General features: G+C 65.0%; 16 protein-coding genes, 1 tRNA gene and 1 pseudogene. 7 read left to right on the top strand and 11 right to left on the bottom strand.

The window, feature by feature from the left end:
- Window positions 1–35 precede the first annotated feature (35 nt).
- The 4 genes from ACQR2C_RS15570 to ACQR2C_RS15585 are packed head-to-tail and all read right to left on the bottom strand — an operon-like array spanning window position 36 to window position 10072.
- Complete coding sequence (locus tag ACQR2C_RS15570; RefSeq protein WP_434881557.1) at window positions 36–827, bottom strand: phosphatase PAP2 family protein; 792 nt, start codon at window positions 825–827, stop codon at window positions 36–38.
- Complete coding sequence (locus tag ACQR2C_RS15575; protein ID WP_434881558.1) at window positions 828–2570, bottom strand: ArnT family glycosyltransferase; 1743 nt, start codon at window positions 2568–2570, stop codon at window positions 828–830.
- A 51-nt stretch (window positions 2571–2621) separates the two neighbouring features.
- Window positions 2622–4853 carry a penicillin-binding protein 1C gene (pbpC, locus tag ACQR2C_RS15580; RefSeq protein WP_434881559.1) on the bottom strand — a complete coding sequence of 744 codons (2232 nt, stop codon included), beginning with the start codon at window positions 4851–4853 and terminating at the stop codon, window positions 2622–2624.
- Window positions 4850–10072, bottom strand: a complete 5223-nt coding sequence (locus ACQR2C_RS15585; protein ID WP_434881560.1) for an alpha-2-macroglobulin family protein — start codon at window positions 10070–10072, stop codon at window positions 4850–4852. Before ACQR2C_RS15585 ends, pbpC begins: the two co-directional genes overlap by 4 nt.
- 475 nt (window positions 10073–10547) lie before the next feature.
- Here ACQR2C_RS15585 and ACQR2C_RS15590 point away from each other — a divergent pair.
- The 3 genes from ACQR2C_RS15590 (at window position 10548) to ACQR2C_RS15600 (ending at window position 12061) form a co-directional block, all read left to right on the top strand.
- Window positions 10548–10624, top strand: a tRNA-Arg gene (locus tag ACQR2C_RS15590).
- Window positions 10625–10755: 131 nt separating this feature from the next.
- Window positions 10756–11595: an FkbM family methyltransferase gene (locus tag ACQR2C_RS15595; protein ID WP_316178951.1), complete on the top strand. Its 840-nt coding sequence runs from the start codon at window positions 10756–10758 to the stop codon at window positions 11593–11595.
- A 304-nt stretch (window positions 11596–11899) separates the two neighbouring features.
- Window positions 11900–12061: a hypothetical protein gene (locus tag ACQR2C_RS15600; RefSeq protein WP_315799902.1), complete on the top strand. Its 162-nt coding sequence runs from the start codon at window positions 11900–11902 to the stop codon at window positions 12059–12061.
- Window positions 12062–12142: 81 nt separating this feature from the next.
- Here ACQR2C_RS15600 and ACQR2C_RS15605 read toward each other — a convergent pair whose 3' ends face one another.
- The 3 genes from ACQR2C_RS15605 to ACQR2C_RS15615 form a co-directional block, all read right to left on the bottom strand.
- On the bottom strand, window positions 12143–12355 hold the full coding sequence (locus ACQR2C_RS15605) for a hypothetical protein (protein ID WP_315799901.1): 213 nt from the start codon (window positions 12353–12355) through the stop codon (window positions 12143–12145).
- Between the two features lie 122 nt (window positions 12356–12477).
- Window positions 12478–12951 carry a hypothetical protein gene (locus ACQR2C_RS15610; protein WP_434881561.1) on the bottom strand — a complete coding sequence of 158 codons (474 nt, stop codon included), beginning with the start codon at window positions 12949–12951 and terminating at the stop codon, window positions 12478–12480.
- Window positions 12952–13100: 149 nt separating this feature from the next.
- Entirely contained in the window at window positions 13101–14858 is a 1758-nt protein-coding gene (locus ACQR2C_RS15615; RefSeq protein WP_434881562.1) for an acyltransferase family protein, read from the bottom strand.
- 1033 nt (window positions 14859–15891) lie between these two features.
- On the opposite strand from ACQR2C_RS15615, the gene ACQR2C_RS15620 reads away from it, so the two are divergent.
- On the top strand, window positions 15892–16047 hold the full coding sequence (locus ACQR2C_RS15620; RefSeq protein ID WP_315738062.1) for a hypothetical protein: 156 nt from the start codon (window positions 15892–15894) through the stop codon (window positions 16045–16047).
- Window positions 16048–16316: 269 nt separating this feature from the next.
- Window positions 16317–16592 carry a hypothetical protein gene (locus ACQR2C_RS15625; protein ID WP_315799898.1) on the top strand — a complete coding sequence of 92 codons (276 nt, stop codon included), beginning with the start codon at window positions 16317–16319 and terminating at the stop codon, window positions 16590–16592.
- 84 nt (window positions 16593–16676) lie between these two features.
- Here ACQR2C_RS15625 and ACQR2C_RS15630 read toward each other — a convergent pair whose 3' ends face one another.
- Window positions 16677–17045 (bottom strand): PRC-barrel domain-containing protein, encoded by a 369-nt coding sequence (locus ACQR2C_RS15630; protein ID WP_315738064.1) that lies wholly within the window; start codon window positions 17043–17045, stop codon window positions 16677–16679.
- Window positions 17046–17115: 70 nt separating this feature from the next.
- Window positions 17116–17292: a hypothetical protein gene (locus ACQR2C_RS15635; protein WP_434881563.1), complete on the bottom strand. Its 177-nt coding sequence runs from the start codon at window positions 17290–17292 to the stop codon at window positions 17116–17118.
- A 129-nt stretch (window positions 17293–17421) separates the two neighbouring features.
- On the opposite strand from ACQR2C_RS15635, the pseudogene ACQR2C_RS15640 reads away from it, so the two are divergent.
- Window positions 17422–18082, top strand: a pseudogene (locus tag ACQR2C_RS15640) (SDR family oxidoreductase); the annotation flags it as partial.
- A gap of 14 nt (window positions 18083–18096) precedes the next feature.
- Here ACQR2C_RS15640 and ACQR2C_RS15645 read toward each other — a convergent pair.
- Together ACQR2C_RS15645 and ACQR2C_RS15650 are read right to left on the bottom strand one after the other, a co-directional pair.
- Window positions 18097–18228, bottom strand: a complete 132-nt coding sequence (locus tag ACQR2C_RS15645; protein WP_316178652.1) for a hypothetical protein — start codon at window positions 18226–18228, stop codon at window positions 18097–18099.
- A gap of 24 nt (window positions 18229–18252) precedes the next feature.
- The gene (locus ACQR2C_RS15650) at window positions 18253–18444 is read right to left on the bottom strand and encodes a hypothetical protein (protein WP_316215853.1); all 192 of its coding nucleotides are present in this window, start codon (window positions 18442–18444) and stop codon (window positions 18253–18255) included.
- A 538-nt stretch (window positions 18445–18982) separates the two neighbouring features.
- Here ACQR2C_RS15650 and ACQR2C_RS15655 point away from each other — a divergent pair.
- Window positions 18983–25162, top strand: a complete 6180-nt coding sequence (locus ACQR2C_RS15655; RefSeq protein ID WP_434881595.1) for a HAMP domain-containing protein — start codon at window positions 18983–18985, stop codon at window positions 25160–25162.
- The last annotated feature ends 4 nt before the right edge of the window (window positions 25163–25166 follow it).

The raw sequence follows: 25166 nt of genomic DNA on the forward strand, positions 1-25166 counted from the left end.
CTTCTTATGGGGCTTGGGGCCGCCTATCAACCCCTTTAGCGCGGTAAGATTTGGCCGTCCTTGCCCAGGCGGAAACCCAGCCGCCGGGCTGCGAACCAGTAGCGGACCAGCATGGCGCAGGCCAATCCGACCACGGCGCCGGCGACCACATCGCTTGGATGATGGGCCAGCAGCACCAGCCGGCTCAGCGCGATCACGACGGCATAGATGAACGCGGGAACGCGCCATCGCGGCCAGACGGCGGCAACGGCGAAGGCCAGCGCAAAGGCCGTCACCGCATGCGCGGAGGGCATGCTGAAATAGGCAGGTGTGCCGTTGAACGGGTCGAAGTTGAAGGCATTCGCCTTGCCGCCGACGAAGGGGCGGCCGCGGCCGATGATGTATTTCAGCACCTGAGCCACGAGCACCGAGCCCAGCACCGCGAAGAAGGCGTACTGAACGTGGGTGGCGAAATTCAGCAGGCGGCTGCGCGTGGCCTCGGGCCATAGCGGCGCGATCAGGATCGTCACGATGACGCCGACTGCCAGCAGACCCAGCACGTATTCATCCTGGCCGAACTCGGTGACGATGCGCCATGGCCACATGCTGGGGGTGCCGCGGGCGGGCATCAACCCGATCTCATAGGCATCGAAGGCAACCATCAGGATCACGATCGCGCCCAAACCGATGCCAATCAGCAGGAGAAGTTCGCGCCACAGACGCTGCCGGCTTGCTGCATCGGGCGCCGTCTGAGGCCGGCGCACCAGCCGTCCGAGCGAGAATTTGCCGACCAGCGCGAGCTGCGAGACATAGCCTGAGGAAGACGGAGAGGTGTCGGGCGCCGACATCTATTCGGTGCCCTCCGAGCGATAGATCGCGATCGAGACCGGGCGGCCCTGCGAGATGTTGTAGCCGTCGATCCGCTTGGCGACGTTGTAGCGCAGCCCGATCGCCTCGGCGCGCTGCACGAAGGCGCGCTCGGTGCGCTGCTCGACAAGCGCGAAGCGGCACGTGCCGTGGTTGAGGAAGTCGGCCGCCCCCGAACCGTCGGTGAGCTGGGTCGAGGTTCCCGTCATGAACACGAGGCTCGGCTCGTGGAAACCTGCCGCCGCCGCCTTCGGCCCGACGCAGACCACGTTGCGCAGCGCGCGCGCAATCTCCGCGCTGGGAAACAGCGGCGTCAGCGCCGGCAGCACGGCGCCATACACCACGAACGCCAGGAACATCGCCGCCACGCCGGCATTCAAGAGCGAGCGCTCGGCACGGCCGTCGTCATAGAGCCACCAGGCGAACAGGCCGAAGATCAGCGACGCCGCCACGAATGGCCAGGCCAGGAACACCGGCTGGTGCGTCACGATGATGGCGCCGATCACGGCCACCACCGAGGTGATGGCGGGAATCGCGAACCACCAGGCGGCGCCGCGGCGCAGCCACGAGCGCGATAGCACCCGCCGCTCCAGCGCGCCCACGGTCAGGATGGCGATCGCCGGATACAGCGGCAGCACGTAGTGCGGCAGCTTGGTCAGCACCGCCTCGAAAACGATCCAGGACGGCACCAGCCAGGCCAGGAGGAACTGCGCCCCGGGCTCGCGCCGCGCGCGCCACACCGCGGGGGCTGCCATTGCGGCCAGCGGCGCGCCCGGCCAGAAGGTGATGAACAGCAGCAGCAGATAAAGTCCCGGCGGTGCGCCATGCGACTCCTGGGCGCCGATCTTGCTCAGCATGTCGCCGCCGACGGAATCGGCAAAGAAGGTGTCGCCGGCGCGCAGGAAGATCAGCACGAACCAGGGCAGCACCAGCACCAGCATCCACATCAGCCCCCACAGAGGGCGCAGACGCGACAGCCAGCCGGCGCCGCGATCCATGATCGCCAAAGCCAAGATCGTCAGTCCTGCGAACATCAGGATCAGCGGGCCCTTGATCAGGATGCCGCCGGCGAGCGCCGTCCAGAAGATCGCAGGCGGCCCCCACGAGGGATGCACCGGATCCTCGCCGCGCTGCCACGACAGATAGACGCGGGCCAGCGCGCCCATCGCGGCCACCACGGTGAACAGCAGCATCGCGTCGGTCTTGGCGAGCCGGGCTTCCACCCCGAGCAGGACCGAGCAGCACATCAGCAGGGCGGCGAATACCGCGCCGCGCCGTGTCACGAAGGAGAGCGCGGTCCAATAGGTCAGCAGCACCGCGCCGATCGCGCCGATCAGCGAGGGAATGCGGTAGACCCAGATGCGGAGCTGCGCACGCGGCAGCCCGATCGCCGACGCCGTCTCGACCGCAGCCGATTGCAACCAGTAGATGCCGACTGGCTTCTTGTAGCGCACGTCGTCCTGGAAGCGGATGTCGACATAATCGCCGCTCTCGACCATCTGCTTGGTCGCCTGGGCGAAGCGCGCCTCGTCACGATCGATCGGCGGGATGGTGAAGAAGCCCGGCAGGAACAACAGCAGCCCGCAGACGAGCAGGAACGCCACCGCCCTGGTGTGGCTCACGGTGACGGCATCGATCATCCGCACCAGCCGATTGCCTGGATTGACCAGGTTCTTCGGCTCGCGCGGCTCTCCAAAACGGGGGCGGGCATAGGTCTCGACCATGGGGTTCCGAATACGCTGAAACCGCCATGCCGACAACCGCTTAGCGAACCCTCACTGGATTCTGACCACAACTGTGTCCGCAGCGCCCGTGGCATCGATCACGGTGAGGCGGGCAAAGCCCGGCCCGGGCGGATCGATCAGGCGCTGGCGCCGGCCGTCGATCTCGCCGACGGCCAGTCCATTGACCAGCATGGTCAGCGGCAGCACGCCCCCGGACACTTTCACCGGCATCACCGACGCCTCGCGTCCCGCGGATCGGTCGACATCGATCCGGGAGCCGTTCAGCGGGAACTGAATGTGCGGCGCCTGCTCCGCGCCGGTCCGCACCAATTCCCCGACCGGCCGGAACCGGCGAAGGGGCATTGGCAACTTTGAATTGCTGGCGACAAGCGCCCCTTTGGGCGCCTTTGGCAGTGTCGCCGGCAGCTTGCCGCTGCGGGCAAAAGCGTCGAACAGGATCGGCGCCGCGGCGACGCGGCCGATCAGGCCGGGCACCGGCGCACCATCGGGCCGGCCGACCCAAACGCCGATCGTGATGCGGCCGTCGAAGCCGACCGACCAGGCGTCACGATAGCCGTAGCTGGTGCCGGTCTTGAAGGCGATCCGGTTCCGGGCTGCGTTTTCCGGCGGCGGCGTCCCCAGCAGCACGTTGCCGACCTGCCAGGCGGCCGCCGAGTCCATCAGCCGCATCGGCTCGCGGGCGTTATCCTGCGCACCGTCAGCCGTCATGATCTCGCGCAGCGGCCTGGTGGTGCCGAGCCGCGGAAAGCCGGTATAGAGCTGGGCGAGGTCCTGCAGGGTCACACCGACGCCGCCAAGGCCCATGGCGAGGCCCGGGGCCTCGTCCTTCGGCAGCACCAGATTGCCGCCCGCCTGCTTCAGCCGCGACGACAGCCGGCTGGCGCCGACGCGGTCCAGCAGCACGATCGCCGGTACGTTCAGCGACAGTTGCAGCGCCTTGCGCACCGGCACCGTGCCCTGGAACGTCATGTCGAAATTCTCCGGCGCATAGGAGCCGAAGCGCACCGGGCGGTCCTCGATCAGGCTCTCCGGGTGCACGAAGCCGTCCTCGAAGGCGAGCCCGTAGATGAACGGCTTCAAGGTCGAGCCGGGCGAGCGCACCGCGCGAGTCATGTCGACCTGCCCTGCCCGCTTCTCGTCGAAATAGTCGGCCGATCCGACATGGGCGAGCACGTCGCCGCTGTCATTGTCGACCACGATGATGCCGACCGAGACGTTTGGTCCCAATGCGATGGCGCGATCGCGCGCCAGCGGCTCCAGCACCTTCTGCAGCGAGGCATCCAGCGTAAGGCGGATCATCGGCTGACCCTTGACGGCCGCCGAGGCCTGGTCGGCGGCATGCGGCGCCAGGATCGGCATCGGCTTGCGGAAGGTAGGCACGGCTTGCGCCTTCGCCTGCGCCGCGTCCTCGGCGGAGATCACGTTCTCCGACACCATGCGGTCGAGCACGCGGTCCCGGCCGCGTCGAGCGGCCTCGGGATGGCGGTCGAGCCGGCGCGTCTCCGGTGACTGCGGCAGCGCCACCAAGAGGGCCGCTTCTGCCAGCGACAGCCGCTTCGGCTCCTTGCCGAAATATGCGATCGAGGCGGCGCGGATGCCTTCGAGATTGCCGCCATAGGGCGCGAGCGTCAGATAAAGATCAAGGATCTCGTCCTTGCTCTTCTGATGCTCGAGCTCGAGCGCGCGCACGATCTGCCTGAGCTTGGCGTGCAGCGAACGCTGCCGTCGCGGCTCCAGCAGCCGCGCCAGCTGCATCGTGATGGTCGAGCCGCCGGAGACGATATGGCCATGCGAGCCGAGCTGGATCGCGGCCCGCGCCAGCGCGCGTGGATCGACGCCGTGGTGGTCGTAGAAGCGCTGGTCCTCATAGGCGAACAGCAGCTTTAGATAGGTCGGATCGACGTCCTTCTTCGCGCTGACCGGCAGCCGCCAGCGCCCGTCCGCCATCGCATAGGCGCGCAAGAGCTTGCCGTGGCGGTCGACGACGGTGGTGGACAGCGCCTCGGCCTCGCGCAGCGGCAGCGGGCCGAGGGAGATGGCGTAGGCGGTGAGTGCGAGAACGATTGCAACGATCGACAGGAGCGTACACACCAACAGCCGTTTGACGCCCCGCCCCCTCCTCCCGTCACGGCCGGGCTTGTCCCGGCCATCCACGTCGTGCGGAGCGCGCGGAGGCAGCGTGGATGCCCGGGTCAAGCCCGGGCATGACGGAGTATATGGCTCCGTCCTGCGTCCATCACCGCTCGTTCCAGCCTCGCTCATTTCGCCGCGCGGACCTCCACGGAGCCCGTCCCGGTCCGACCATAGCGCGACGGATTGTACATGTCCTCGACATAGGCCTGCGGCAGCACGTATTTGCCGGGCGACACCGCGCGCACGACGTAAGCGACCGTGAACACGGACTTGGAATCTGCGGCGCGGTCGAGCGCGGCGGTGAAGCGGTCGTCGCGGAACTCGGTATTGACCGGTTCCTGGCCGTCCTCGATCCAGTCGAGCGTTCCGCTGTCTCCCGACGACACCAGATGCGGATTGTCGATCTCCAGCCCCGCCGGCAGATAGTCCGACACCATGATGTGCCCATATTCCGGCTTGGCCTCGGTGACCTTCAGCACGACAGCGAAACGGTCGTTCTGCTTCGCGGTTCTGATATCCGCCGGCTTGCCGTCGAGCGTGTAGTAGCCGCGCTCGATCTTGAAGCCGTTGGACGCCGCGGGCTCCGGCGTCAGCGGCGAGCCGGACACCGAGACCACCGCCTGCACCGGCGCATCGCCGGTATTGGTGATCTTCAGCGGCTGGCCTGAGAGCTCAGCCGCCTTGTAGCTACGGTACAGCGCCTGCTTCACCGCCTGGCCGTTCACGTCGAGCGTCAAGGTCTCCTTGGCGAGCGCCCGCGCCGCCAGCACCATCCACGCATTTTCCTGCGTCGAGGTGTAGGGCGTCAGCCCGCGCGCGGCCTCGACGCGGGCCACCGCCTGCGTCAGCGTCGCGCGCGGCGCATTGCCCTCGCCCGCCAGCGACACCAGCGCCGCGGCATCGCGCAGGTCGGAGCCGTAGTCGGTGCGGCCGAACACCAGCACCGGCTTCGGCGCGAGGCTGTCGGCTGCGGCACCATAGACCCGCTCGGCGCGGGCGCGATCGCCGACCAGCGCGAGCGCGGCGGCGAGTTGCGCCTTGGCAATTGGAGTTGCCAGATTGCCGAGCTTGGTGTCGGCGAGATAGCGCAGGTCGCCGATCGGCGCCGCGCCGTTGCGCGCCAGCACGTAGAGGCCATAGGCAAGATCGCGGCCTCCTGTCTTCTCCGGCTCCTCGGCATTGACCACCGAGTTCCTGACGCGATCCAGCGCGCTCTTGAACAGCACGTCGGGCACCGCAAAGCCCTTTTCGCGGGCGCGGGTCAGGAAGTCCGTCACGTAGGCGTCGAGCCAGGGATCATCGCCGCCGGCCGACCAGAGGCCGAACGAGCCGTTCGAGCCCTGCCGCGCCAGCAAGCGATCGATCGAGTCGCGGATGCGCTGATCGACCTCGGTGTCCATCGCCAGATGCGCGCCGGCCGCGAGCTCATTGACATAGAGCAGCGGCATCGCTCGGCTGGTGATCTGCTCCGAGCAGCCGTGCGGGTAGCGGTCGAGCGCCTTGAGGATCGTCGCCGCGTCGAGCGCGGTCGACAGTCCCGCCGACAGCGACACCGTGCCGGTGCCCGCCACGAGGTCGGAGAACATGTCCGACGTCAGCGTCAGGCTCTCGCCCTTGGCCAGCGTCCGGATCGAGCGCCGCGCCAGCACCTGTGTCGCCGGCTTGACATCGAGCTGATAATGCCGCGCGAGGCTCAGCCCGTTCGGCCCCTTGATGTCGACGTCGAGCTGCGCCGTGCCGGTGCCCGAGGCGTCCAGCGGCAGGGTCGATGAGCCCCGCTGCTTGGCCGCAAGCTTCAACGTCACATTGGCATTTCCGGAGACCTTCACCGGACCGCTCGCCTTCACGGCCACGACATAGTCTCCGGGCGCGCCCTCGACATTGTCGACGTCGAATGACAGCGTGCCGCGGTCGCCCGACAGCAGGAAGCGCGGCAAGGTCGCGGTCAACACCACGGGATCGCGCACGGTGACATCGATGTTGGCACGGCCGACCTTGGTCGCGCTCCACGCCACCGCCATCACGCGCGCCGTGCCCGCGAACTCCGGAATGTCGAAGCTGACCTCAGCCGTGCCGTCCGGTCCGACGGTGACGATGCCCGAATACAGCGCCAGCGGTTTCTGCGTCGGCGGCGAGCCCTGCAGCTCGGCGCCGCCGGAGTCACCGCCGGAGCGGATCTGGCCGCGTGTGCCCTGCATGCCGTCGATCAGCTGGCCATAGAGATCGCGGATCTCGGCCGAGAGCTGGCGCTGGCCGAGATAATACTCGTCCAGCGCCGGCGGCTTATAGTTGGTGAGGTTGAGAATGCCGACATCGACCGCCGCGATGACGATCTTGGCGTCCTCGCCGGGATTGAGGCCGCCGATCTTGACCGGGATCTTCAACGCCGAGCCCGGCCGCACCAGTGCCGGAGGTGTCAGCGCGACATTCAACGTGCGCGCCGACTTGTCGATGCCGAACCAGGCAACGCCGAGCGCGCGGCCCGGCATACGCTGCGCGGCCGCATCGAGCGGACGGCGCAAGGTCGTCACGACATAGGCGCCCGTGCCCCAGTCCCTGCCGACCGCGAGCTTGACCTGGTTGGTGCCTTCCTTGACCTCGGTGGTCTGCGTCGTCAGCAGCCGGTCGCCAAGCACGTTGACCGTGAGCTTGCCAGCGGTGCGCGCATTCACCGTCACCACCATGGTGTCGCCCGACTGGTACTGCGGCTTGTCGAGCGAGGTCTCCAGGAGGTCAGGCGTATCGGCGCTGCCCTCGGTGTACCAGCCGACGTCGAACTGCAGCGACGTCACCGGACCGTCGGCCTCGGCCGACTTGATGTCGAGCCGATAGCGTCCAGCCTCCGGCTGGAAGCTCAGCCGCGCCGGCTTGTTGGCGGCGATTGCGACGTCGCCGTCACCGACGCGTTTGGTCGACTTCACCGGCTCATACTCCCAATAGGAGTTCTGCCGGTACCATTGATAGCGCGACTCGATCTTCAGGAGCTCATAGCGCAGGCCATTGCGCGCTAGCGTCTTCCCCTCGGGCGAGACGAACACGATTTCGAACTCGGCCTTGTCGCCCTCGCCGACATTCTTGCCGGAAAACGACGGCTTGATGCCGATCTGCGCCGCCTTGGGCGCCACGGGGAGCACCAGCTTGCGCTCGACGGCGCGGCCGCCGGTCTCGGCCATGCGCACGAAGATCTGCGCCTCCTGCGGCCGGCTCGACGACGGCGGCTTCGGCAGGCTGACCGGGAAGGTCGCCGCGCCCTTGTCGTCGGTCTCGGGCAGCCCCTCGATCGGCGTGCGCTCGTTGGAGGCGCTCTCCTCGTCGGCGACGCCGAACTGATAGCCGGGGAAGCCCGGCCGCTCCGAGGCCGTGGTCACCAGCAGGTCGCCTTCGAGCTGCAGGCCGGAGGCCGGCGCACCATAGAGGAAATGGCCGTCGACCTTCACCTCCACCGGAGTCTCAGCCTTGATCTGCTTGTCCTTGGAGGACAAGTCGAATTCCAGCCGCTCGGGGACGTAGTCCTCGACCATGAACGTGGTCTCGCCGACCGCCGTCCCCTTCGGATCGGTGAAGGCGCGGACGCGATAGGTCCCGGTCGGCACTGCCGAGTTCAGCACCACGCTGAACGAACGGCCGCCGGCGCCCTGATCCGGCAGCACGGCGCGGCGGAACTCGACGCCATCGGGACGCTCGACGACGAGCGTCAGCGGCGTGCCGGTCATGGCGTTGCCCTTGCCGTCGCGCAACAGCGCGGTGAGGTAGACCGTCTCGTTGGAGCGGTAGACGCCGCGCTCGGAATAGACGAAAGCGTCTGGCCCCGTGGGCGCCTCGCGCCCGGCGACGCCGCGATCGGACAGGTCGAAGGCGGACGTCTTCAGGCTGAGGAAGGCATAGTCGGTCTTCTCGCCCGATACGGTCAGCATCGCCGGCGACAGCCCCCCCTCGCCACGCGCCAGGCCCGTCTCGAACAGCACGTGGCCGGCGTCGTCGGTCTTGCGCGTCGCCAGGATCTCGTTGTTGCGTGCCACCAGCCGCACCTCGGCGCGCGCGACCGGATCGGTCGAGGCCAGCGAATTGACGAACACGTGAATGCCGTCATTGCCGGAGAACGCGGCGACGCCGAGATCGGAGACGATGAACCATTGCGTCGCGAGCTGGCCGCCGCTGTCCTCGTCACTGTTGCCGCTGGTCGGGCCCTTCGGCGCGGCCGTCATCACATAGACGCCCGGCTGCATGTCACTCAGCGCCTGGTCGACCGGGAAGGCAGTGGTGACGTCCTGGTTCAGGGTCATTGCGGTCGACAGCTCGCCGCTCCACACCTTCATGCCGCGCTCGTTGCCGAGATCGGTGAGCTGGTAGCTCGACAGCGGACGCTGGAAGTCGCTGTCGATGACGGTGTTGATCAGGTTGCGGTCGCCGATCCGGAACACGTTGATATTGACCGCGGGCGTGTTGACGCTGACCAGCGGAATGCCCTTCTGCCCGGTGCGCGGCAGCACATAGGCCTTGCCGGTGAAGCGCACGAACGGCTTGCGGTCGCGGACATAGATATTGAACTCGGCCGATTTCGGCAGGCTCTCCTTGACGCTAGAGGGCAGGCCGGCGCGCAGATTGATGTTGTAGCGCTCGCCATGCTTGAGTCCCTCGACGCAGAGCTGCTTGTCCTCCGAGGTCAGCGCCGGCTTGTCATTGCCGGCCTGTGCCACGAAGGGCGAAAAGTCGGTGCGCTTGGCCAGATCCTCGGAGAACTGGAAGCAGGCGCGCGGGCTCGCCGAGTCCGAATCCACGGTATAGTCGAGCAGCCTGAAGCCGTGCTCGTCGCGCATCCGCTCATACTGGCCGCGGACGTCGGCGACCTCACGGAGCTCGAGCGACATCCTGAGCGTATCCAGCGCCGGACGCCACAGCTTGCGCTCGGCCATGGTCTTTCCGAGCACCGCGAGCGCGTCGGCCTCCTCCCCGGCATTGCCGGCGCGCTGATAGGCGATGTAGGCCGCCGTCGAGGCGCGCTCGAGCAGGAAAGTCTGCTCCGACGAGTTGGCCGGCTTGATCTGGTTCAACACAGTGCGCGCCAGCCGCAGCCAGTTGCCGGAATCATCCGGCGCCGCGGTGGCGATCTGCCCGAGGATCTGCAGCCCGGTGCGCAGGTCGTTCCGGCGAAGCGCCGCGTCGGCGTCCGTGCGCAAGGTCGCCAGCGGCTTGTTCACCGCCCCCGCCTCGCTCTTGATCTGCGCCTCCAGCTTGATTGCGGCATCCGCCAGGTCGTCGCGCTTGAACGCCTTGTCGGCGGCGTGGGCAGAAGCAAGACCGAGCGCCATGATGGCGCAGAGGACGGCGGCGCGGACCAGACCGATCATGGGGCAGCTCCTTGGACGGCGATTTCGGCGGCTGTTCGGGACACGCGGAGGGATGTCCGTGTTTGGCCGATTCGTGGCGAGAATGGACGCGAAATGGTGACGGACTGATGGCAAAGGTTGCAGTGGACCGCTGAGCGGCCCGTCGCAGGCGCGATCATCGGCATGCACATGCGACAGGAAAATCTGTTCATCGACGGGCAATTCACGGGACATGGCATACAGACAAGCCGCGGCGGCCGCTGATCCGACGCCGCTGACGCGCAAATGGGGCGATAGACCCACCTCCGCCTCCGCTTGGTCTCCCCGGGCCTCCGTCGGGTTCGGCCGCTCTTGGCGAAACGGAAGATTTTTCATATGACCCGTGCTATGGAAAGCGCGCTGGCCGGACGTCGCCCTCCGGCACCCATCCCATGACGCTCATCCTCCGGACGTTCATCTTGGGATGGTCACCCGGCGATGCTCGTCTCGCGACGACGGTCCCATAGCTCAACTGGATAGAGTAGCGGATTTCTACTCCGCGGGTTGCAGGTTCGAGTCCTGCTGGGATCGCCAATCGCCACGCCAGCGCCATCGTGGCGCCCCGCCGCTCGTTCATTTCGAAGCATCGCCGTGAGCGACAGGGCGTGCGCCACTAGGCTTGCCTTCGTTTGCCGGGCGCGTGGCCATGGCGTTGGGAGGCTCGGTTGGCGAAGCATGAGGCGTCCCGGTTTCTGGTCAGAATCCTGCGGTCCCGATTCCGCGACCACAAGACGGAGCTGTCCGAGTTGCGGCGTCACATCCGGCGCGGCGACATCGTTTGCGACATCGGCGCCAACAAGGGCAGTTTTCTCTACTGGCTGGCACGGTGGTCGGCGCCGGGGCGGGTCGTCGCCTTCGAGCCCCAGCCGGATCTTGCCGAGCGATTGGCGCGGCTCTGTTCCCGGTTCTCGCTCGACAATGTCGTGGTCGAACCGCGCGCCGTCTATTCGTGCTCCAGCAGGAAAACCCTGTTCGTTCCCGAGGGGCATCAGCCCGGGGCCTCGCTGCTCCGGCCCGCCGAGACCTCGAGGGCGATCCAGGTGCAGACGACGTCGCTGGACGACTATCTCCCTGACACCGGAAACGTCTCTGCGATCAAGATCGACGTCGAGGGCGCCGAACTCGACGTGCTGCGCGGCGCCGAGCGCACCTTGCGCCGATGCCGGCCGTTGATCGTGGTCGAGTGCGACCGCCGCCTGGCGACGCTCGACAGGGTGAAGGAGACATTCTTGTTCCTGCGGGGTCTCGGCTATCAGGGCCAATTCCTGAGCCGCGGGAGATTGCTTCCGTTGTCTGCCTTCGACCCGGAAATCCATCAGCGCGCCGATGGCGAATGGTTCTGGAAGCGGAAGGACTATTGCAACAACTTCATCTTCAGGAGCGTGCGCGCGCCCATGTCCTATGACCGCGAAGCTTTCCTGGCTCCGATCGAAACCACTTCGCTGGGCGCACGAAGTCGTCTTGAAACAGACCCCCGGCATGTTGCCGAGCATCACGTCGACTGATGGGGGTTACCGATGTCCACGTTGCTGAGCTTCATTTTCGAGTCCTATTGCCTGAGCTGCCGGGCGATGTTTCCGGAGCTCGATACCGATCAATCGACCGTCGCTGAGTAGTACGCGCCAAACGGCAGGACTCGCGATCCGCGATTCCGCCGCGCGAGCCCAGCGGTTCTGCTTTAGATGTTCGCCTGCAGCCTGCGACGCAGGATGACCCGCGCGCATTAAGCTTTCCTCTTCAGCTTAACGCCGGCTTCCATTTGACGCCGGCGCCCTTCATCCGCCACGTCTGGGGCGATGGAGTTGCATCATGTTTGAATTGGCCATTTTGACCGCAATCTGTTTCATTGCCGTTGTCGCCCTCACGATCATCTACCAGCGGCGCCAGGACGTTTTGTACGGCCCCTACATCTCGGACGTCTCGTGGCCGACGGCGCTGCCCGACGACCGCATGGAGGCGTCCTCGTCCTGACCTGGACAGGCTCTCAGAAGCCCACTCCGCAGGCGCCACGATCACGTCAGGGAAAATTGGTGGCCGCTGGACCGTCCGGCTTCACAAGCCGATGCGCCCACCGGCCTCGTTGAGCAACGCATCGAGCCGATCCGGGCTCATGCTTTGTCCGCCCGGCGTTTCAATGCTGACGCAGGCGGCGCCGAGACGCAGATAGGCGTTGGCCGTAAGCAGCGCGTCCTGCGCGCTGCGGCACCTGATGGTGGCGATCGCGCTGGCGCTTTGGGCCCGTACGGTGAAGGACGCTGCGGCCATGTAGGGCTGGCTCGTCTGTAAGCGGCGGCTGAAATGAAGCCGAAGCTTATTCAGAGGAGCCCGACGGCATCATTGAGGTGGATCAAAGCCGCCAGCCGAAGACTTCGTTAAAGGCGCCCAGCTCAGCTCCGGTTCAGCGACAGGCTGATACGGGTAACGATGCCGTCCCAATCGCGTTCCCAGGCCCGGGGATAGTTGATCAGCACGCAGTGCACATAGCCCCCAACGAAGTTGCAGCGATTGTACCAGACGTAGTCGCCCTTATAGCTCGACACCGCGAAGAAGCGCGAGGTGACGCGCTTGTATTGGATGTTCGGCGGCGGGTTCTTCCTGGCGAGGAACCGCGCAGGTGACTCCTGCGCGTTGTTGGATATCGACTGCACGGTCAGATTGGCGCGGCCGTCGGCAGTCTGGAAGCGTTGGCCGTAGCCCTCGGGTTGGCCCGCCGTGTCCCTGAAGATCGAGACCGGAATGTCGACCGAGGTGCCGGTCTCCAGGATCCTGTAGGTGTTCCAGCGCACCGATTGGGCTGTCGCGGCGGTGCTCCAGCAGGCGGCGCACGCAAGCACTGCCATCGCCTTGATGATCGGATTCATGTGTGTCGTCCCGAACGGCTTGCGAAACCGATGATGTTGGACCACTTTCACGGCCGCGCGAAGGCAACGTCCGACATCAACGGCAGGGGAACGCACGACACTCGCCGAAGTTCATGGCTCCCGCAGGTCCCGTGCTCGGTCGCTTCCCATCATTGAATCCGGGACGGAGCGGGGTTCCGGGTTGCCGTCGGGCCGTCACCCGCCAGGATCTCGTTCGTCCCGGCCCCGGAGGGCTGCTCCAGTCTCTGCAAGAATGCATCCAGTTGCGGAGCGAGTTGCGAGACGACGAACCTCGAGCCTTCCGGGGTGAAATGGATGGTATCCCAAACGATCGGTGTTTCCGCGTCGATCGTCAGCGGACAACGCCTTTTGCTGCAAATCGTGCCGAGAATGGAAACGTATTGAACGAGCGGGTACGCGCGGGCGATCTCTCGCAGACGATCGTCCGCCTCGAACGACGCATCTTTCGGCATCAGCGCATTGCCGATCGGGATGTGCGTCTGCTCATGGTTGAACAACGTCGACGCCAAGGGAGCTGGAAACTCGATCGAGGGACCGAGGAGCAGAACTGGAACTCCCGTTTCCTGAGCGACCGCCAGCAGCGCGTTCAAATAACCGTCGACGCGCCGTGCGGGGGGCTGGCCATAAGTTTCGAGATAGGCGCGCCAATTGCCGGAAAGAATGATGGCGTCAAAGCGGTGCGCCCTGATCTGATCGCGTAGCAGCTGATTGACGTCGTTACAGTTTCGCGAGCTGCGCAGCTTGAGCTCGACAAACGGCGGGCAGCCCCCTGACGTGAGCTGCAGAAGATGGTAGGCATCGGACGATAGGTAGCTGCGCAACGCCCAGGCATAATGCGCGGCAAGGCTGTCGCCGGCAAGCAGAATGTTGCGCTTGTTTGCAGCCGGCTTCAGGCACGCCTCGAAATCGTAGGCCGATGCCGGCTCATCGGGCTGCAAGAAGCAGCTATGCGCCCGATAGAACGGCTCCATCGTCCGGGAATCGTACCGGAGCATTCGCGCCTGTGATTGCGGGAAGCGATCGGCGTAGCCGTCATGCGCGACGCCGTGAATTCCGACCGCAACCAGGACGGCGGCAACGCCCGCGATCACCGGTGAGCCACGCACGCCGACCCACACGGTTCGCGCGCGCGCCGGCCGCTCGACGATGACATAGGAGAAATAGGCCAGCAGCAGCGAGCACAGTAGGAGTCCAGCCGTAGCGGCGGCTGAGGTCGCAACATCCAGCGGCAGCGCGGCCCTGCCGAGGACGAAAACCGGCCAGTGCCAAAGATAGAGCGAATAGGACAGACGACCGAGGAATGCTCCGATCTCGCTGAATGGCAGCCTGGGTCTGCCCTCCTCCTGATTGAACGCGACGATGTAGACCGCAGCACCGACACAGGGGATCAGCGCGTGCAATCCCGGGAAGCGGGTCTCTGCGCGGAAGGTGACCACGGCGAGCAGCATGGAGACCAAGCCCAAGGCCGCGAAGGCCAGGCGCGTCTCGCCTCTGACCGGTGACCATCGATGCAGGAAAAACGCAATGCTTCCGATCAAGAACTCCCAGGCCCGCAGCGGGGCGAGGTAGAAGGCGGTCGAGGGCGATTGCTTGATCCAAAGCTCGTCGAGCACACACAGCGCGACCGTTCCGAGGATGACCAGCCCGAGTGACGGCTTCGACGTTGGGTCGGGAAACAGCCGGCTCCAGAGCCATGTCACGACCGGAAACAGGAAATAGAACTGCTCCTCCACCGACAATGACCAAGTGTGGATCAGAATCTTCCCGATCGTTGGCAGATCGAAATAGCCGGTCTGCGACCAGAAGAAGACGTTTGACGAAAACAGAACCGTGGCAACTCGTAATGAAATCCAATGACCGAAATCACGGCGACGGCGCGCAGCCAATCGATGTCCGAACGGTACTCTAAAACCTTTGCACGCGTCATGCTGGCAGCCCGGGCGGGCCGTTCGCCCTAACAAGTTACCTGCTGACATACCGCCAAATGAATTGCAACGTGCAGAAACACACGAAAATACCGTTGATGGTTGGTGTATCCGAATTGCCGCACCCACCTCAGGGGCCCATCATGCGGGATGCTGGAGGATCGCGGGCGCGGCCCGGCTCCCATTCGCCTGCGGCGTCATCCGCTTCGCATCAGGAGGGCGGCCGGTCGGGACATCCCGGTACTGAGATGGGACCGGTGATCGGAAGCTCGACAGGGCAGCGAGCGCAGCATCCGTCCAGGCCGTCACCGGAGGGCGGGCATGCCACGCGCGCCTCCTCCATCATCATCCATGGACTGCCCATCACGCTCGCGCCTCAACTGGGCTCGACACGAGACGCCCGTGCGATCCCTGCTCGATGATTGTGGGGCTGTTGTTTGATGAGCACACCCACCAGCGAGATTTCAGCGGCCGGCTTCCGTCGTCACCACTCACATGATACCAATCATGCCAAAGAACCCGGCGAGCGAGTGGCGACACCGCCATAGCCGTTAACGTCCTGCCACAAATTGGCCGAGGCCAAGGTGGGCTGCCTCTATACTTCGAGTTGCTTTTGCAACCGCATTGGCGTCGTGGCTCGGACACTGCTCATCGGCCAGCGGGCCGCACGGGCTGAGAACACTCAAACCGCTTCCCCGATGGAATTAAGCTTAAAAACGTGCGGCGCCGCGTCGCCGCAACTTGGCAACTTCTTTCAGCAGCCAAGACGTGCAACAATACTGTACGCAACTAATATCAACCTCAGATTTAATTTACTGATCATTTACTTTCCGCAACTTTGCCCCAAAAACTGCACGATGCTGGGTTCCTCTTTCACAATTAGAACTCTTCTGGGACTCTACAAAAACCACCTCCCCAGAACGGGATCTAACAACCTCAGATATACTTTTCATAACTCAATCTCCGTCTTCGTTTCGCGTACAGAGGTCCCACAATGACAACACTCATCAAGGCTCTCCCGACCCATCTCGAAGAGACCCGTATCGACTCCGAGAAGCTGCGCACGATCCTGATGCTCTGCGGCGCCACGGCATTTGGCTTCATTCTCCACGCCACCTACGGTCTCGATCTCAGCTACGCTTTCTTCTGATTTGATCAGTCCGCCGGTCGCGGGCTGCCTACTCTTCATTGCCGGACGCAATCGGCGCCGGTCCCGGCTCGCGGGGTTATTGAACGGCCCCGCGCGTCGCCTTTTTCGCAGCGATACGCGTGTCATGCGAAGAATATGGAAGAGACCGTCCATCACAGGCTTGATCGTGCTTTTGCACAGCCTGGCCGCGTCGCTCCCACAATTCCGCCGCGACGACGCGACACGCTAAGGGTGTTGAGAATTGCGGTTGCTTGAGGACGAGTAGCGTCATGCGTTCACCAGTATATGATCTCTATCAGATGAAGCAGGATCGCTTGCCGAAAGGAGCCCGTTCGGCATGGCTGAGGACGAGGCCGAATGAGCCGCCACCTGCCGCCGACGACTGGGTCTTCGTCGGCAAGGAACGGCATCCGAGCCGGTGGACGGTCGCAGAGATGAATGAAAAAGGCACCTGCTACCGCGAGATTCCGATCTGGCTGTCGAGCCGCCGCAGCATGATGGCTGGATCGGCGGCCGAAAACAGCGCTCAGCCGCCGGCCGCCTGAGATTTCATCGGGGAGCGCTGACATGGCCGCGACGTGCGAGGTTCGTCAACGGCCTGGACAGCGCAATGAACGCGTTCGGCGGTCCTAAGCGAGTTGGACGCCGTAATAGTCGTCGACCTTGCGTCCTGCTCCGGCATCGCCCCAGTCCCACTCACGCTCGTCGGAATATTTCGGCGCACCTCGCAGCTGATTCTCGGTCACGCCGGTAACATAGCCGCCGAGTCGCGTGTCGTACTTCAGGGATTGCCAGGGCAACGGGTAGTGGTCATTGCCAAGCCCGAGGAAACCGCCGAAGCCCAGGACGGCATACGAGACCCGCCCGCTCAGCTTGTCGATCATCACGCGTTCGATGGTGCCGATCTTGGTGTCGTCGGCGCCATAGACGGCCGTGCCTTCGACCTTGTCGCTTCCAATCAGGTTGCCATATTCGCGTTCATCGAGCATCGATGTCATGTGATCCTCCCATGCCAATGGATCGGCAACGTTCGACCGTCACCGGCTGTTCTCAAGTCCCGCCGGACGCTCAGTCCGAATCCAAGCCTCCGCTGTGTTGCTTGCGATCCTGCGAAGGATGCCGCGTCGCCTCGCGCGAGGGCGCATCCGGCGATGTAGTCTGATGCACCCGCTGCGCACGCTCCTTGTCGGCGGGCTGGTCCTCGCCGCGTTCAGTCCTGACAATGCCTTGGCTTGGCTGCGTCATCGGATAGCTCCTTCTGTCGGTGATCCAAGCGCGCCGAGCTGGGTAGCGCCGACGCGGCCGCGGTTCGCGCCGTAACGACGCCGGCTACGCCTGTTCGTTCCCTCCTTGAGCCAACACGTCGCAGAATCGACCGCGTCACCCGGCACAGCGCAGTTCGGAGGCCCTCGCCGGCGCAAGGCGCTGATCACCGGGGAGCGACTGCTGCATGGGACGCACTGACGCCCTCGCCGAAACGCGCCGAGCGACGACCCAACCGAAGAGCCGGATGCGCAGGAGGTCATCGCCTTGATCCGGGCGGGAGGGCGGAAGGCCGTCGCCATCACTGGCGACCTGCGCGACGAGGAGTTCTGCCGGCGGCCGGTGCAACAGGCCATCGAAGCGCTCGGCGGACTCGACATCGTCGCGGCAGCAGACGCGTCAGTCGATCCGGGACGTCTCTTCCGAAGATTTCGATGCAACCATGAAGGCCAACATTCATGCCCCGTTCTGGATCATCAAGGCCGCCTGCCCTCACGTCAAGCCGGGATCAGCCAACGAACTACGTAAAGTCGTTGGCCAAGCAGCCGGGCCGAAGGGTACTCGTAACGCCGTCGCTCCCGGCCAACCTGGACCCCGCTTCAGGTCTCCGGCGGAGCTGAAATGGAGACGCTGGACGCGCGGCGGCCAGACCCCGCTGGGCCGTACCGGCGAGCCGGCGGAGCTCGGATCGATCCATGTACGATTGGCGGCTGCAAAAGCGACCTACGCCGATGGACAGGTCCATGGATCCTCTGGCGGATCGGCAGCTTTGATGCTGCCGCTGGTTCAGATGCGGGTGATGGGCTGCGGCAGCGAATACGCTTCCGTATGCACCTGGCGGATCGTCGTGAACGCGGCGACGGCCGATGCCAGGCCGAAGGCCGTCAGCAGTGCAATGAGAACGGTGCGGGCTGTCATGGGACGCTCCTCCATTCGGATTTGTTACTTGGGCAGCGCGGTCCAGGGCTCTCCGAGCGGCGCAATCTCGCCATCGAGCCAATCCTGCTGGAGGGCGAGGGCGTTCCAGCCCTGGGCCATCCGTTGATAGCGCCGGAACGCCGGCTCTCCGTCGGCGCGCTCCGCGAGCTGAAGACAGTTGTCTGCGTTCTCTCTGAAAAGATCTGATTGTTTCATCCCAATGAGTTGGTAGACGCGGCGGAGCGGTGCAACTCTGTTACATGATATTAATATTCGCCCTGCGCTCGATGGAACATGGCGCGCATTGCAGCGCCATCCGACCTCCTCCTGTCCCCCGCACCATTCCCCATCGTGCCTTCGGAGGCCATCGCGGCGACTGAGCTACCGATCTCGACCCGCGGTTCTCCGACGGCGTCTCTTCGTTGTTCCATGGAAATGGCCGTCCTCGTTGGCAGTTAAATCCTTTGGAACCCTTTTGCTGGAGGGGAGTTGAGGTGCTTGTGCCAGCAGAAGCCGGTTCCATAAGCCTGAGAAATCGGCGTCCCGGCTTGATTTGGATAGTTGCGGCGGCTTGTATGCCGCCGGCTATACGAATCTCGGATTCTTGCTGGCAGGCGGTCTGCCACGGGGGAACTTGATGAGCGATGTCGATTCTGCTGCCGGTCCGATGCCCCTGCGCCAAGGGTTTGGTCGCCAAGGCAACGGAGCCGAGGCGGCTGATGCCAGCCAGGATCTGCTCCGTGTCCTCCAGGCGATGCGTTCCGGAGATTTCTCCGTGCGCATGAGCGGCGACTATCTCGGCATCGACGGCAAGATCGCCGACACGTTCAACGAGATCATTGCAGCCAACGAGCGGATGGCGCAGCAGCTCGAACGCGTCGGCCAGGTCGTGGGACGGGAGGGAAAGACGCGCCAGCGCGTGCGATTCGGCATTGCCAGCGGCTCCTGGGCGGACATGGAGAGCTCGATCAACACGTTGATCGACGATCTTCTATGGCCCACCCGCGAGGTGACGCGCGCGGTCGCCGCCGTGGCCCAAGGCGACCTCCTGCAGACCGTGAAGCTGGACGTCGATGGGCGGCCTCTGGGCGGCGAGTTCCTGCAGTCGGCGACCATCGTCAACACGATGATCAAGCAGCTCAGCGTCTTCACCTCCGAGGTGACGCGCGTGGCGCGCGAGGTCGGCACCGAGGGCAAGCTCGGCGGCCAAGCCCAGGTTCCCGAGGTCACGGGCGTCTGGAAGGACCTGACCGAGAGCGTCAACTCGATGGCCAACAACCTCACCGGCCAGGTCCGCAACATCGCGGAGGTGACGATCGCGGTGGCCAATGGCGACCTGTCGAAGAAGATCACCGTCGACGTGCGCGGCGAGATCCTGCAGCTGAAGGAAGCCATCAACACGATGGTCGATCAGTTGCGCTCGTTCGCCTCTGAGGTGACGCGCGTGGCGCGCGAGGTCGGCACCGACGGCAAGCTCGGCGGCCAGGCGATCGTTCCCGGCGTTGCCGGCACCTGGAAGGACCTCACCGACTCCGTCAACGCGATGTGCGGCAACCTCACCGCTCAGGTCCGCAACATTGCCAACGTCACCACTGCGGTCGCTCGCGGCGACCTGTCACGCAAGATCACGGTCGACGTGCGCGGCGAGATCCTGGAGCTGAAGGACACCATCAACACGATGGTCGACCAGCTCAACGCCTTCGCCTCCGAGGTGACGCGCGTGGCGCGCGAGGTCGGCACCGAGGGCAAGCTCGGCGGCCAGGCGCAGGTGCCGGGCGTTGCCGGCACCTGGAAGGATCTCACCGACAACGTGAACTTCATGGCGTCGAACCTGACGGCCCAGGTCCGCAACATCGCCGACGTCGCGACCGCCATCGCCAGCGGCGATCTATCAAAGAAGATCACGGTCAACGTCTCCGGCGAGATCCTTCAGCTGAAGGAAACGCTGAACACGATGGTCGACCAGCTCAACGCGTTCGCCGGCGAGGTCACGCGCGTCGCCCGCGAGGTCGGCACCGACGGTCGGCTCGGCGGCCAGGCCAACGTGCTCGGCGTTGCCGGCACCTGGAAGGATCTCACCGAGAGCGTCAACTCGATGGCGTCGAACCTGACGGCGCAGGTCCGCAACATCGCGGAGGTGACGACCGCCGTCGCCAATGGCGACCTGTCCAAGAAGATCACCGTCGATGTGCGCGGCGAGATCCTGGAGCTGAAGGACACCATCAACACGATGGTCGACCAGCTCAACGCCTTCGCCGGCGAGGTGACGCGCGTGGCGCGCGAGGTCGGCACCGAGGGCAAGCTCGGCGGCCAGGCCATGGTGCGCGGAGTCGCCGGCACCTGGAAAGACCTCACCGACAGCGTCAACTCGATGGCCTCGAACCTGACCGGCCAGGTCCGCAACATCGCGGAGGTCGCCACCGCCGTCGCCAAGGGCGACCTGTCGAAGAAGATCACGGTCAACGTCTCCGGCGAGATCCTTCAACTGAAGGAGACGCTGAACACGATGGTCGACCAGCTCAACGCCTTTGCTGGCGAAGTCACCCGCGTGGCGCGCGAGGTCGGCACCGACGGCAAGCTCGGCGGCCAGGCCGAGGTGCCCGGCGTCGCCGGCACCTGGAAGGACCTCACCGACAGCGTCAACTCGATGGCCGGCAATCTGACCGCCCAAGTGCGCAACATCGCCGAGGTCGCAACCGCCATCGCCGGCGGCGACCTGTCGCGCAAGATCACGGTGGACGTCCGCGGCGAGATCCTGAGCCTCAAGGAGACGCTGAACACGATGGTGGATCAGCTCAACCGCTTCGCGGGCGAGGTGACGCGCGTGGCGCGCGAGGTCGGCACCGAGGGCCGGCTCGGCGGCCAGGCCAACGTCCCCGGCGTCGCCGGCACCTGGAAGGATCTCACCGACAGCGTCAACTCGATGGCCGGCAATCTGACGGCCCAGGTCCGCAACATCGCCGAGGTGACCACGGCCGTGGCGCGCGGTGACCTCTCCCGCAAGATCACCGTGGACGTGAAGGGCGAAATCCTCGAGCTGAAAAACACCATCAACACGATGGTGGACCAGCTCAACGCCTTCGCGTCCGAAGTGACGCGCGTCGCCCGTGAGGTCGGCACCGAAGGCAAGCTCGGCGGCCAGGCCGAGGTGCCCGAAGTCGCTGGTACCTGGAAGGACCTCACCGACAGCGTCAACTTCATGGCCTCGAACCTGACCGCGCAGGTCCGCAACATCGCCGAGGTCGCGACCGCCATCGCCGGCGGCGACCTATCGAAGAAGATCACGGTCGACGTGCGCGGCGAAATCCTGCTGCTCAAGGACACCCTGAACACGATGGTGGAGCAGTTGCGCTCGTTCGCGGCCGAAGTGACGCGCGTCGCGCGCGAGGTCGGCACCGAGGGCCGGCTGGGCGGCCAGGCCGTTGTGCCCGGGGTCGGCGGCACCTGGAAGGATTTGACCGACAACGTCAACCTGCTCGCGGCCAACCTGACCACGCAGGTCCGCAACATCGCAGAGGTCACCACCGCGGTGGCGCGCGGCGACCTGTCGCGCAAGATCACCGTCGACGTGAAGGGCGAAATCCTCGAGCTGAAGAACACCATCAACACCATGGTCGATCAGCTCAACGCCTTCGCCGGCGAGGTGACGCGCGTGGCGCGCGAGGTCGGCACCGAAGGCAAGCTCGGCGGGCAGGCGCAGGTGCCGGGCGTTGCCGGCACCTGGAAGGATCTCACCGATACCGTGAACTTCATGGCCGCGAACCTGACCGAGCAGGTCCGCGGCATCGTCAAGGTCGTGACCGCCGTCGCCAACGGCGATCTCAAGCAGAATCTCACGGTCAAATCGAAGGGCGAGGTCGCAGCGCTCGCCGACACCATCAACAACATGACGGAGACGCTGGCGACCTTCGCCGACCAGGTGACGAGCGTGGCCCGCGAGGTCGGCGTCGAGGGCAGGCTCGGCGGTCAGGCCAACGTGCCCGGCGCGGCCGGCACGTGGAAGGACCTGACCGGCAACGTCAACCTGCTCGCGGCCAATCTGACGTCCCAGGTGCGCGCTATCGCCGAGGTCGCGACGGCCGTGACCAAGGGCGATCTCACCCGCTCCATCCAGGTCGATGCCCGCGGCGAGGTGGCCGAGCTCAAAGACAACATCAATACGATGATCACCAATCTGAGGCTCACCACCGACCTCAACACCGAGCAGGATTGGCTCAAGACGAACCTCGCCAAGTTCACCAACATGCTGCAGGGCCAGCGCGACCTGACCACCGTCGGCCGCCTGCTGCTGACCGAGCTGACGCCGCTGGTGAACGCCCATCGCGGTGTGATCTATCAGGTCGAGACTGAGTCCGCGCCACAGCTGCGCCTGCTCGCCTCATACGCCGATGACGGCATCTATCCTCACCGGACGCATGTCCAGTTCGGCGAGGGCCTCATCGGGCAATGCGCGATCGACAAACGCCAGCGGCTGGTCTCGGAGATCCCAGCCGACGTCATCCCCGTGGGCTCCGCCCTGCTCCGCGCCGTCCCGAAGAACCTCGTGGTGCTGCCGGTGTTGTTCGAGAACCAGGTCAAGGCGGTGATCGAGCTGGCGTCGCTCAGCCCATTCACGACGTCGCAGATGACGTTCCTCGAGCAGCTCACCGACTCCATCGGCATCGTGCTCAATTCGATCGAAGCCACGATGCAGACCGAGGGACTGTTGAAGCAGTCGCAGCAGCTCGCCGCGGAGCTTCAGACCCAGCAGCGCGAGCTGCAGCAGACCAACGAACAGCTCGAGCAGAAGGCGCAACAGCTCGCCGAGCGCAACGTCGAGGTCGAGCGCAAGAACCAGGAGATCGAGCAGGCCCGCCGCGCGCTCGAGGAAAAGGCGACCGAACTCGCGCTGACATCCAAGTACAAGTCCGAGTTCCTCGCCAACATGTCGCACGAGCTGCGCACGCCGCTCAACAGCATCCTGATCCTCGGCCAGCAGCTGACCGAGAATCCGGACGGCAATCTCACTCTCAAGCAGGTCGAGTTCGCCCGCACCATCCATGGCGCCGGCACCGATCTGCTCAATCTGATCAGCGACATCCTCGATCTCTCCAAGATCGAGTCCGGCACCGTGACGGTCGATGCCGAGGAGATCCTCACCACCAACCTCCTGGATACCGTGGGACGTCCGTTCCGCCACGAGGCAGAAAACCGCCTGCTCGCCTTCAACATCGACGTCGACCCGAACCTGGCCCGCAGCATCGTCACGGATTCCAAGCGCTTGCAGCAGGTGCTGAAGAACCTGCTTTCGAACGCCTTCAAGTTCACCGCCGAAGGAGGGGTGCGCTTGAAGGTGTCTGCGGCGCTCGGCGGATGGAGCGCAGAACATCCGGTGCTCAACACTGCGCCGGCCGTGATCGCGTTCGAGGTCTCGGACACCGGCATCGGCATTCCGCAAGACAAGCAGAAGCTGATCTTCGAGGCGTTCCAGCAGGCGGATGCCGGCACGAGCCGCAAATATGGCGGCACCGGTCTCGGGCTCGCGATCAGCCGCGAGCTCGCCAACCTCCTGGGCGGCGAGATCCATCTCAAGAGCGCCCCCGGCAAAGGCAGCACCTTCACGCTCTATCTGCCGCTCAAATATTCAGGTCCCGCAACGACGCCGCGCGTCAGTCCCGCATCGCCCGTTCCCTACGTTCAACCTCCAGCCCTGCAGCAAGCGGCCGCACCGGAGCGCGGGATCGAGCCGCCGCCGGACGATCGCCTCGATCTCGAACCCGGCGATACGATCCTGCTCGTGGTCGAGGACGATCCACACTACGCGCGCGTCCTGATCGACCTCGCGCGCGACAAGGGCTTCAAGGTCCTGATCGCCGGCCGCGGCGCCGAAGCGCTGGATCTCGCCAAGCAGTATCAACCAGCCGCGATCTCTCTGGACGTCTTCCTGCCGGATATGCTCGGCTGGACCGTTCTGAGCCAGCTCAAGCATAATCCGCTGACGCGGCACATCCCGGTGCAGATCATCACGCTCGACGAAGATCGCCAGCACGCTTTGGCGCGTGGCGCCTTCTCCTTTGTCAGCAAGCCCACGACAACGGAGGGCGTCAGCGCCGCCCTGTCGCAGATCAAGGAATACGCCAAGCCGCGACGCAAGCGGCTGCTGATCGTCGAGGACAACGCGGCCGAGCAGCTCAGCATCCGCCAGCTCCTGGATCACGACGACATCGAGATCATCGCGGCGGATACGGGGGCTGCTGCGCTCGAGACGCTGCGCAGCGCGCCGTGCGATTGCGTGGTTCTCGATCTCCGGCTGCCCGACATGAGCGGGTTCGACGTCCTCGATCAATTGCGCTCCGACGAGTTCTTGTCGAGCGTTCCGGTGGTCGTCTTCACCGGGCGGGAATTGTCGGCCGAGGAGGATGCGGAACTGCATACGATGGCGCGGAGCATCGTCGTCAAGGGCGTCGAATCGCCGGAGCGGCTGCTCGACGAGACGGCGTTGTTCCTGCACCGCGTGATTACGGAGTTGCCGCTCGAGAAGCAGCGCATGCTGGAGAAGCTGAACAGTTCCGACGAGGATCTGATCGGCAAGACGGTGCTGCTGGTCGACGACGACGCCCGCAACATCTTTGCTCTCTCCAGCGTGCTGGAACGCCGCGGCATGAAAGTGCTGACGGCGACCACCGGCAGCGAAGCGATCGACCTGGTGCAGAGCAATTCTGCAATCGCGATCGTGCTCATGGACATCATGATGCCGCAGATGGATGGTTATCAGACGATCGGCGTCATCAGGCAAAACCCCGCCTTCGTCCGGCTCCCCATCATCGCGTTGACCGCGAAAGCCATGAAGGGAGACCGCGAAAAGTGTCTCGAAGCCGGCGCCTCCGATTATCTGGCAAAACCCGTCAACACCGAGCAGCTGCTCCTTGCGATTCGCATGTGGCTGCACCGCTGAACGG

It is taken from the genome of Bradyrhizobium sp. HKCCYLRH3061 (assembly GCF_051168015.1).
Taxonomy (GTDB): domain Bacteria; phylum Pseudomonadota; class Alphaproteobacteria; order Rhizobiales; family Xanthobacteraceae; genus Bradyrhizobium.

Coding starts and splice junctions, on each gene's coding strand:
- ACQR2C_RS15645 (WP_316178652.1), bottom strand. CDS start 18,228: ATGACAGCCCGCACCGTTCTCATTGCACTGCTGACGGCCTTCGGCCTG.
- ACQR2C_RS15570 (WP_434881557.1), bottom strand. CDS start 827: ATGTCGGCGCCCGACACCTCTCCGTCTTCCTCAGGCTATGTCTCGCAG.
- ACQR2C_RS15635 (WP_434881563.1), bottom strand. CDS start 17,292: ATGACGCAGCCAAGCCAAGGCATTGTCAGGACTGAACGCGGCGAGGAC.
- ACQR2C_RS15605 (WP_315799901.1), bottom strand. CDS start 12,355: ATGGCCGCAGCGTCCTTCACCGTACGGGCCCAAAGCGCCAGCGCGATC.
- ACQR2C_RS15655 (WP_434881595.1), top strand. CDS start 18,983: ATGCGTTCCGGAGATTTCTCCGTGCGCATGAGCGGCGACTATCTCGGC.
- ACQR2C_RS15630 (WP_315738064.1), bottom strand. CDS start 17,045: ATGACATCGATGCTCGATGAACGCGAATATGGCAACCTGATTGGAAGC.
- ACQR2C_RS15575 (WP_434881558.1), bottom strand. CDS start 2,570: ATGGTCGAGACCTATGCCCGCCCCCGTTTTGGAGAGCCGCGCGAGCCG.
- ACQR2C_RS15650 (WP_316215853.1), bottom strand. CDS start 18,444: ATGAAACAATCAGATCTTTTCAGAGAGAACGCAGACAACTGTCTTCAG.
- ACQR2C_RS15620 (WP_315738062.1), top strand. CDS start 15,892: ATGACAACACTCATCAAGGCTCTCCCGACCCATCTCGAAGAGACCCGT.
- ACQR2C_RS15625 (WP_315799898.1), top strand. CDS start 16,317: ATGCGTTCACCAGTATATGATCTCTATCAGATGAAGCAGGATCGCTTG.
- pbpC (WP_434881559.1), bottom strand. CDS start 4,853: ATGAGCGAGGCTGGAACGAGCGGTGATGGACGCAGGACGGAGCCATAT.
- ACQR2C_RS15600 (WP_315799902.1), top strand. CDS start 11,900: ATGTTTGAATTGGCCATTTTGACCGCAATCTGTTTCATTGCCGTTGTC.
- ACQR2C_RS15585 (WP_434881560.1), bottom strand. CDS start 10,072: ATGATCGGTCTGGTCCGCGCCGCCGTCCTCTGCGCCATCATGGCGCTC.
- ACQR2C_RS15610 (WP_434881561.1), bottom strand. CDS start 12,951: ATGAATCCGATCATCAAGGCGATGGCAGTGCTTGCGTGCGCCGCCTGC.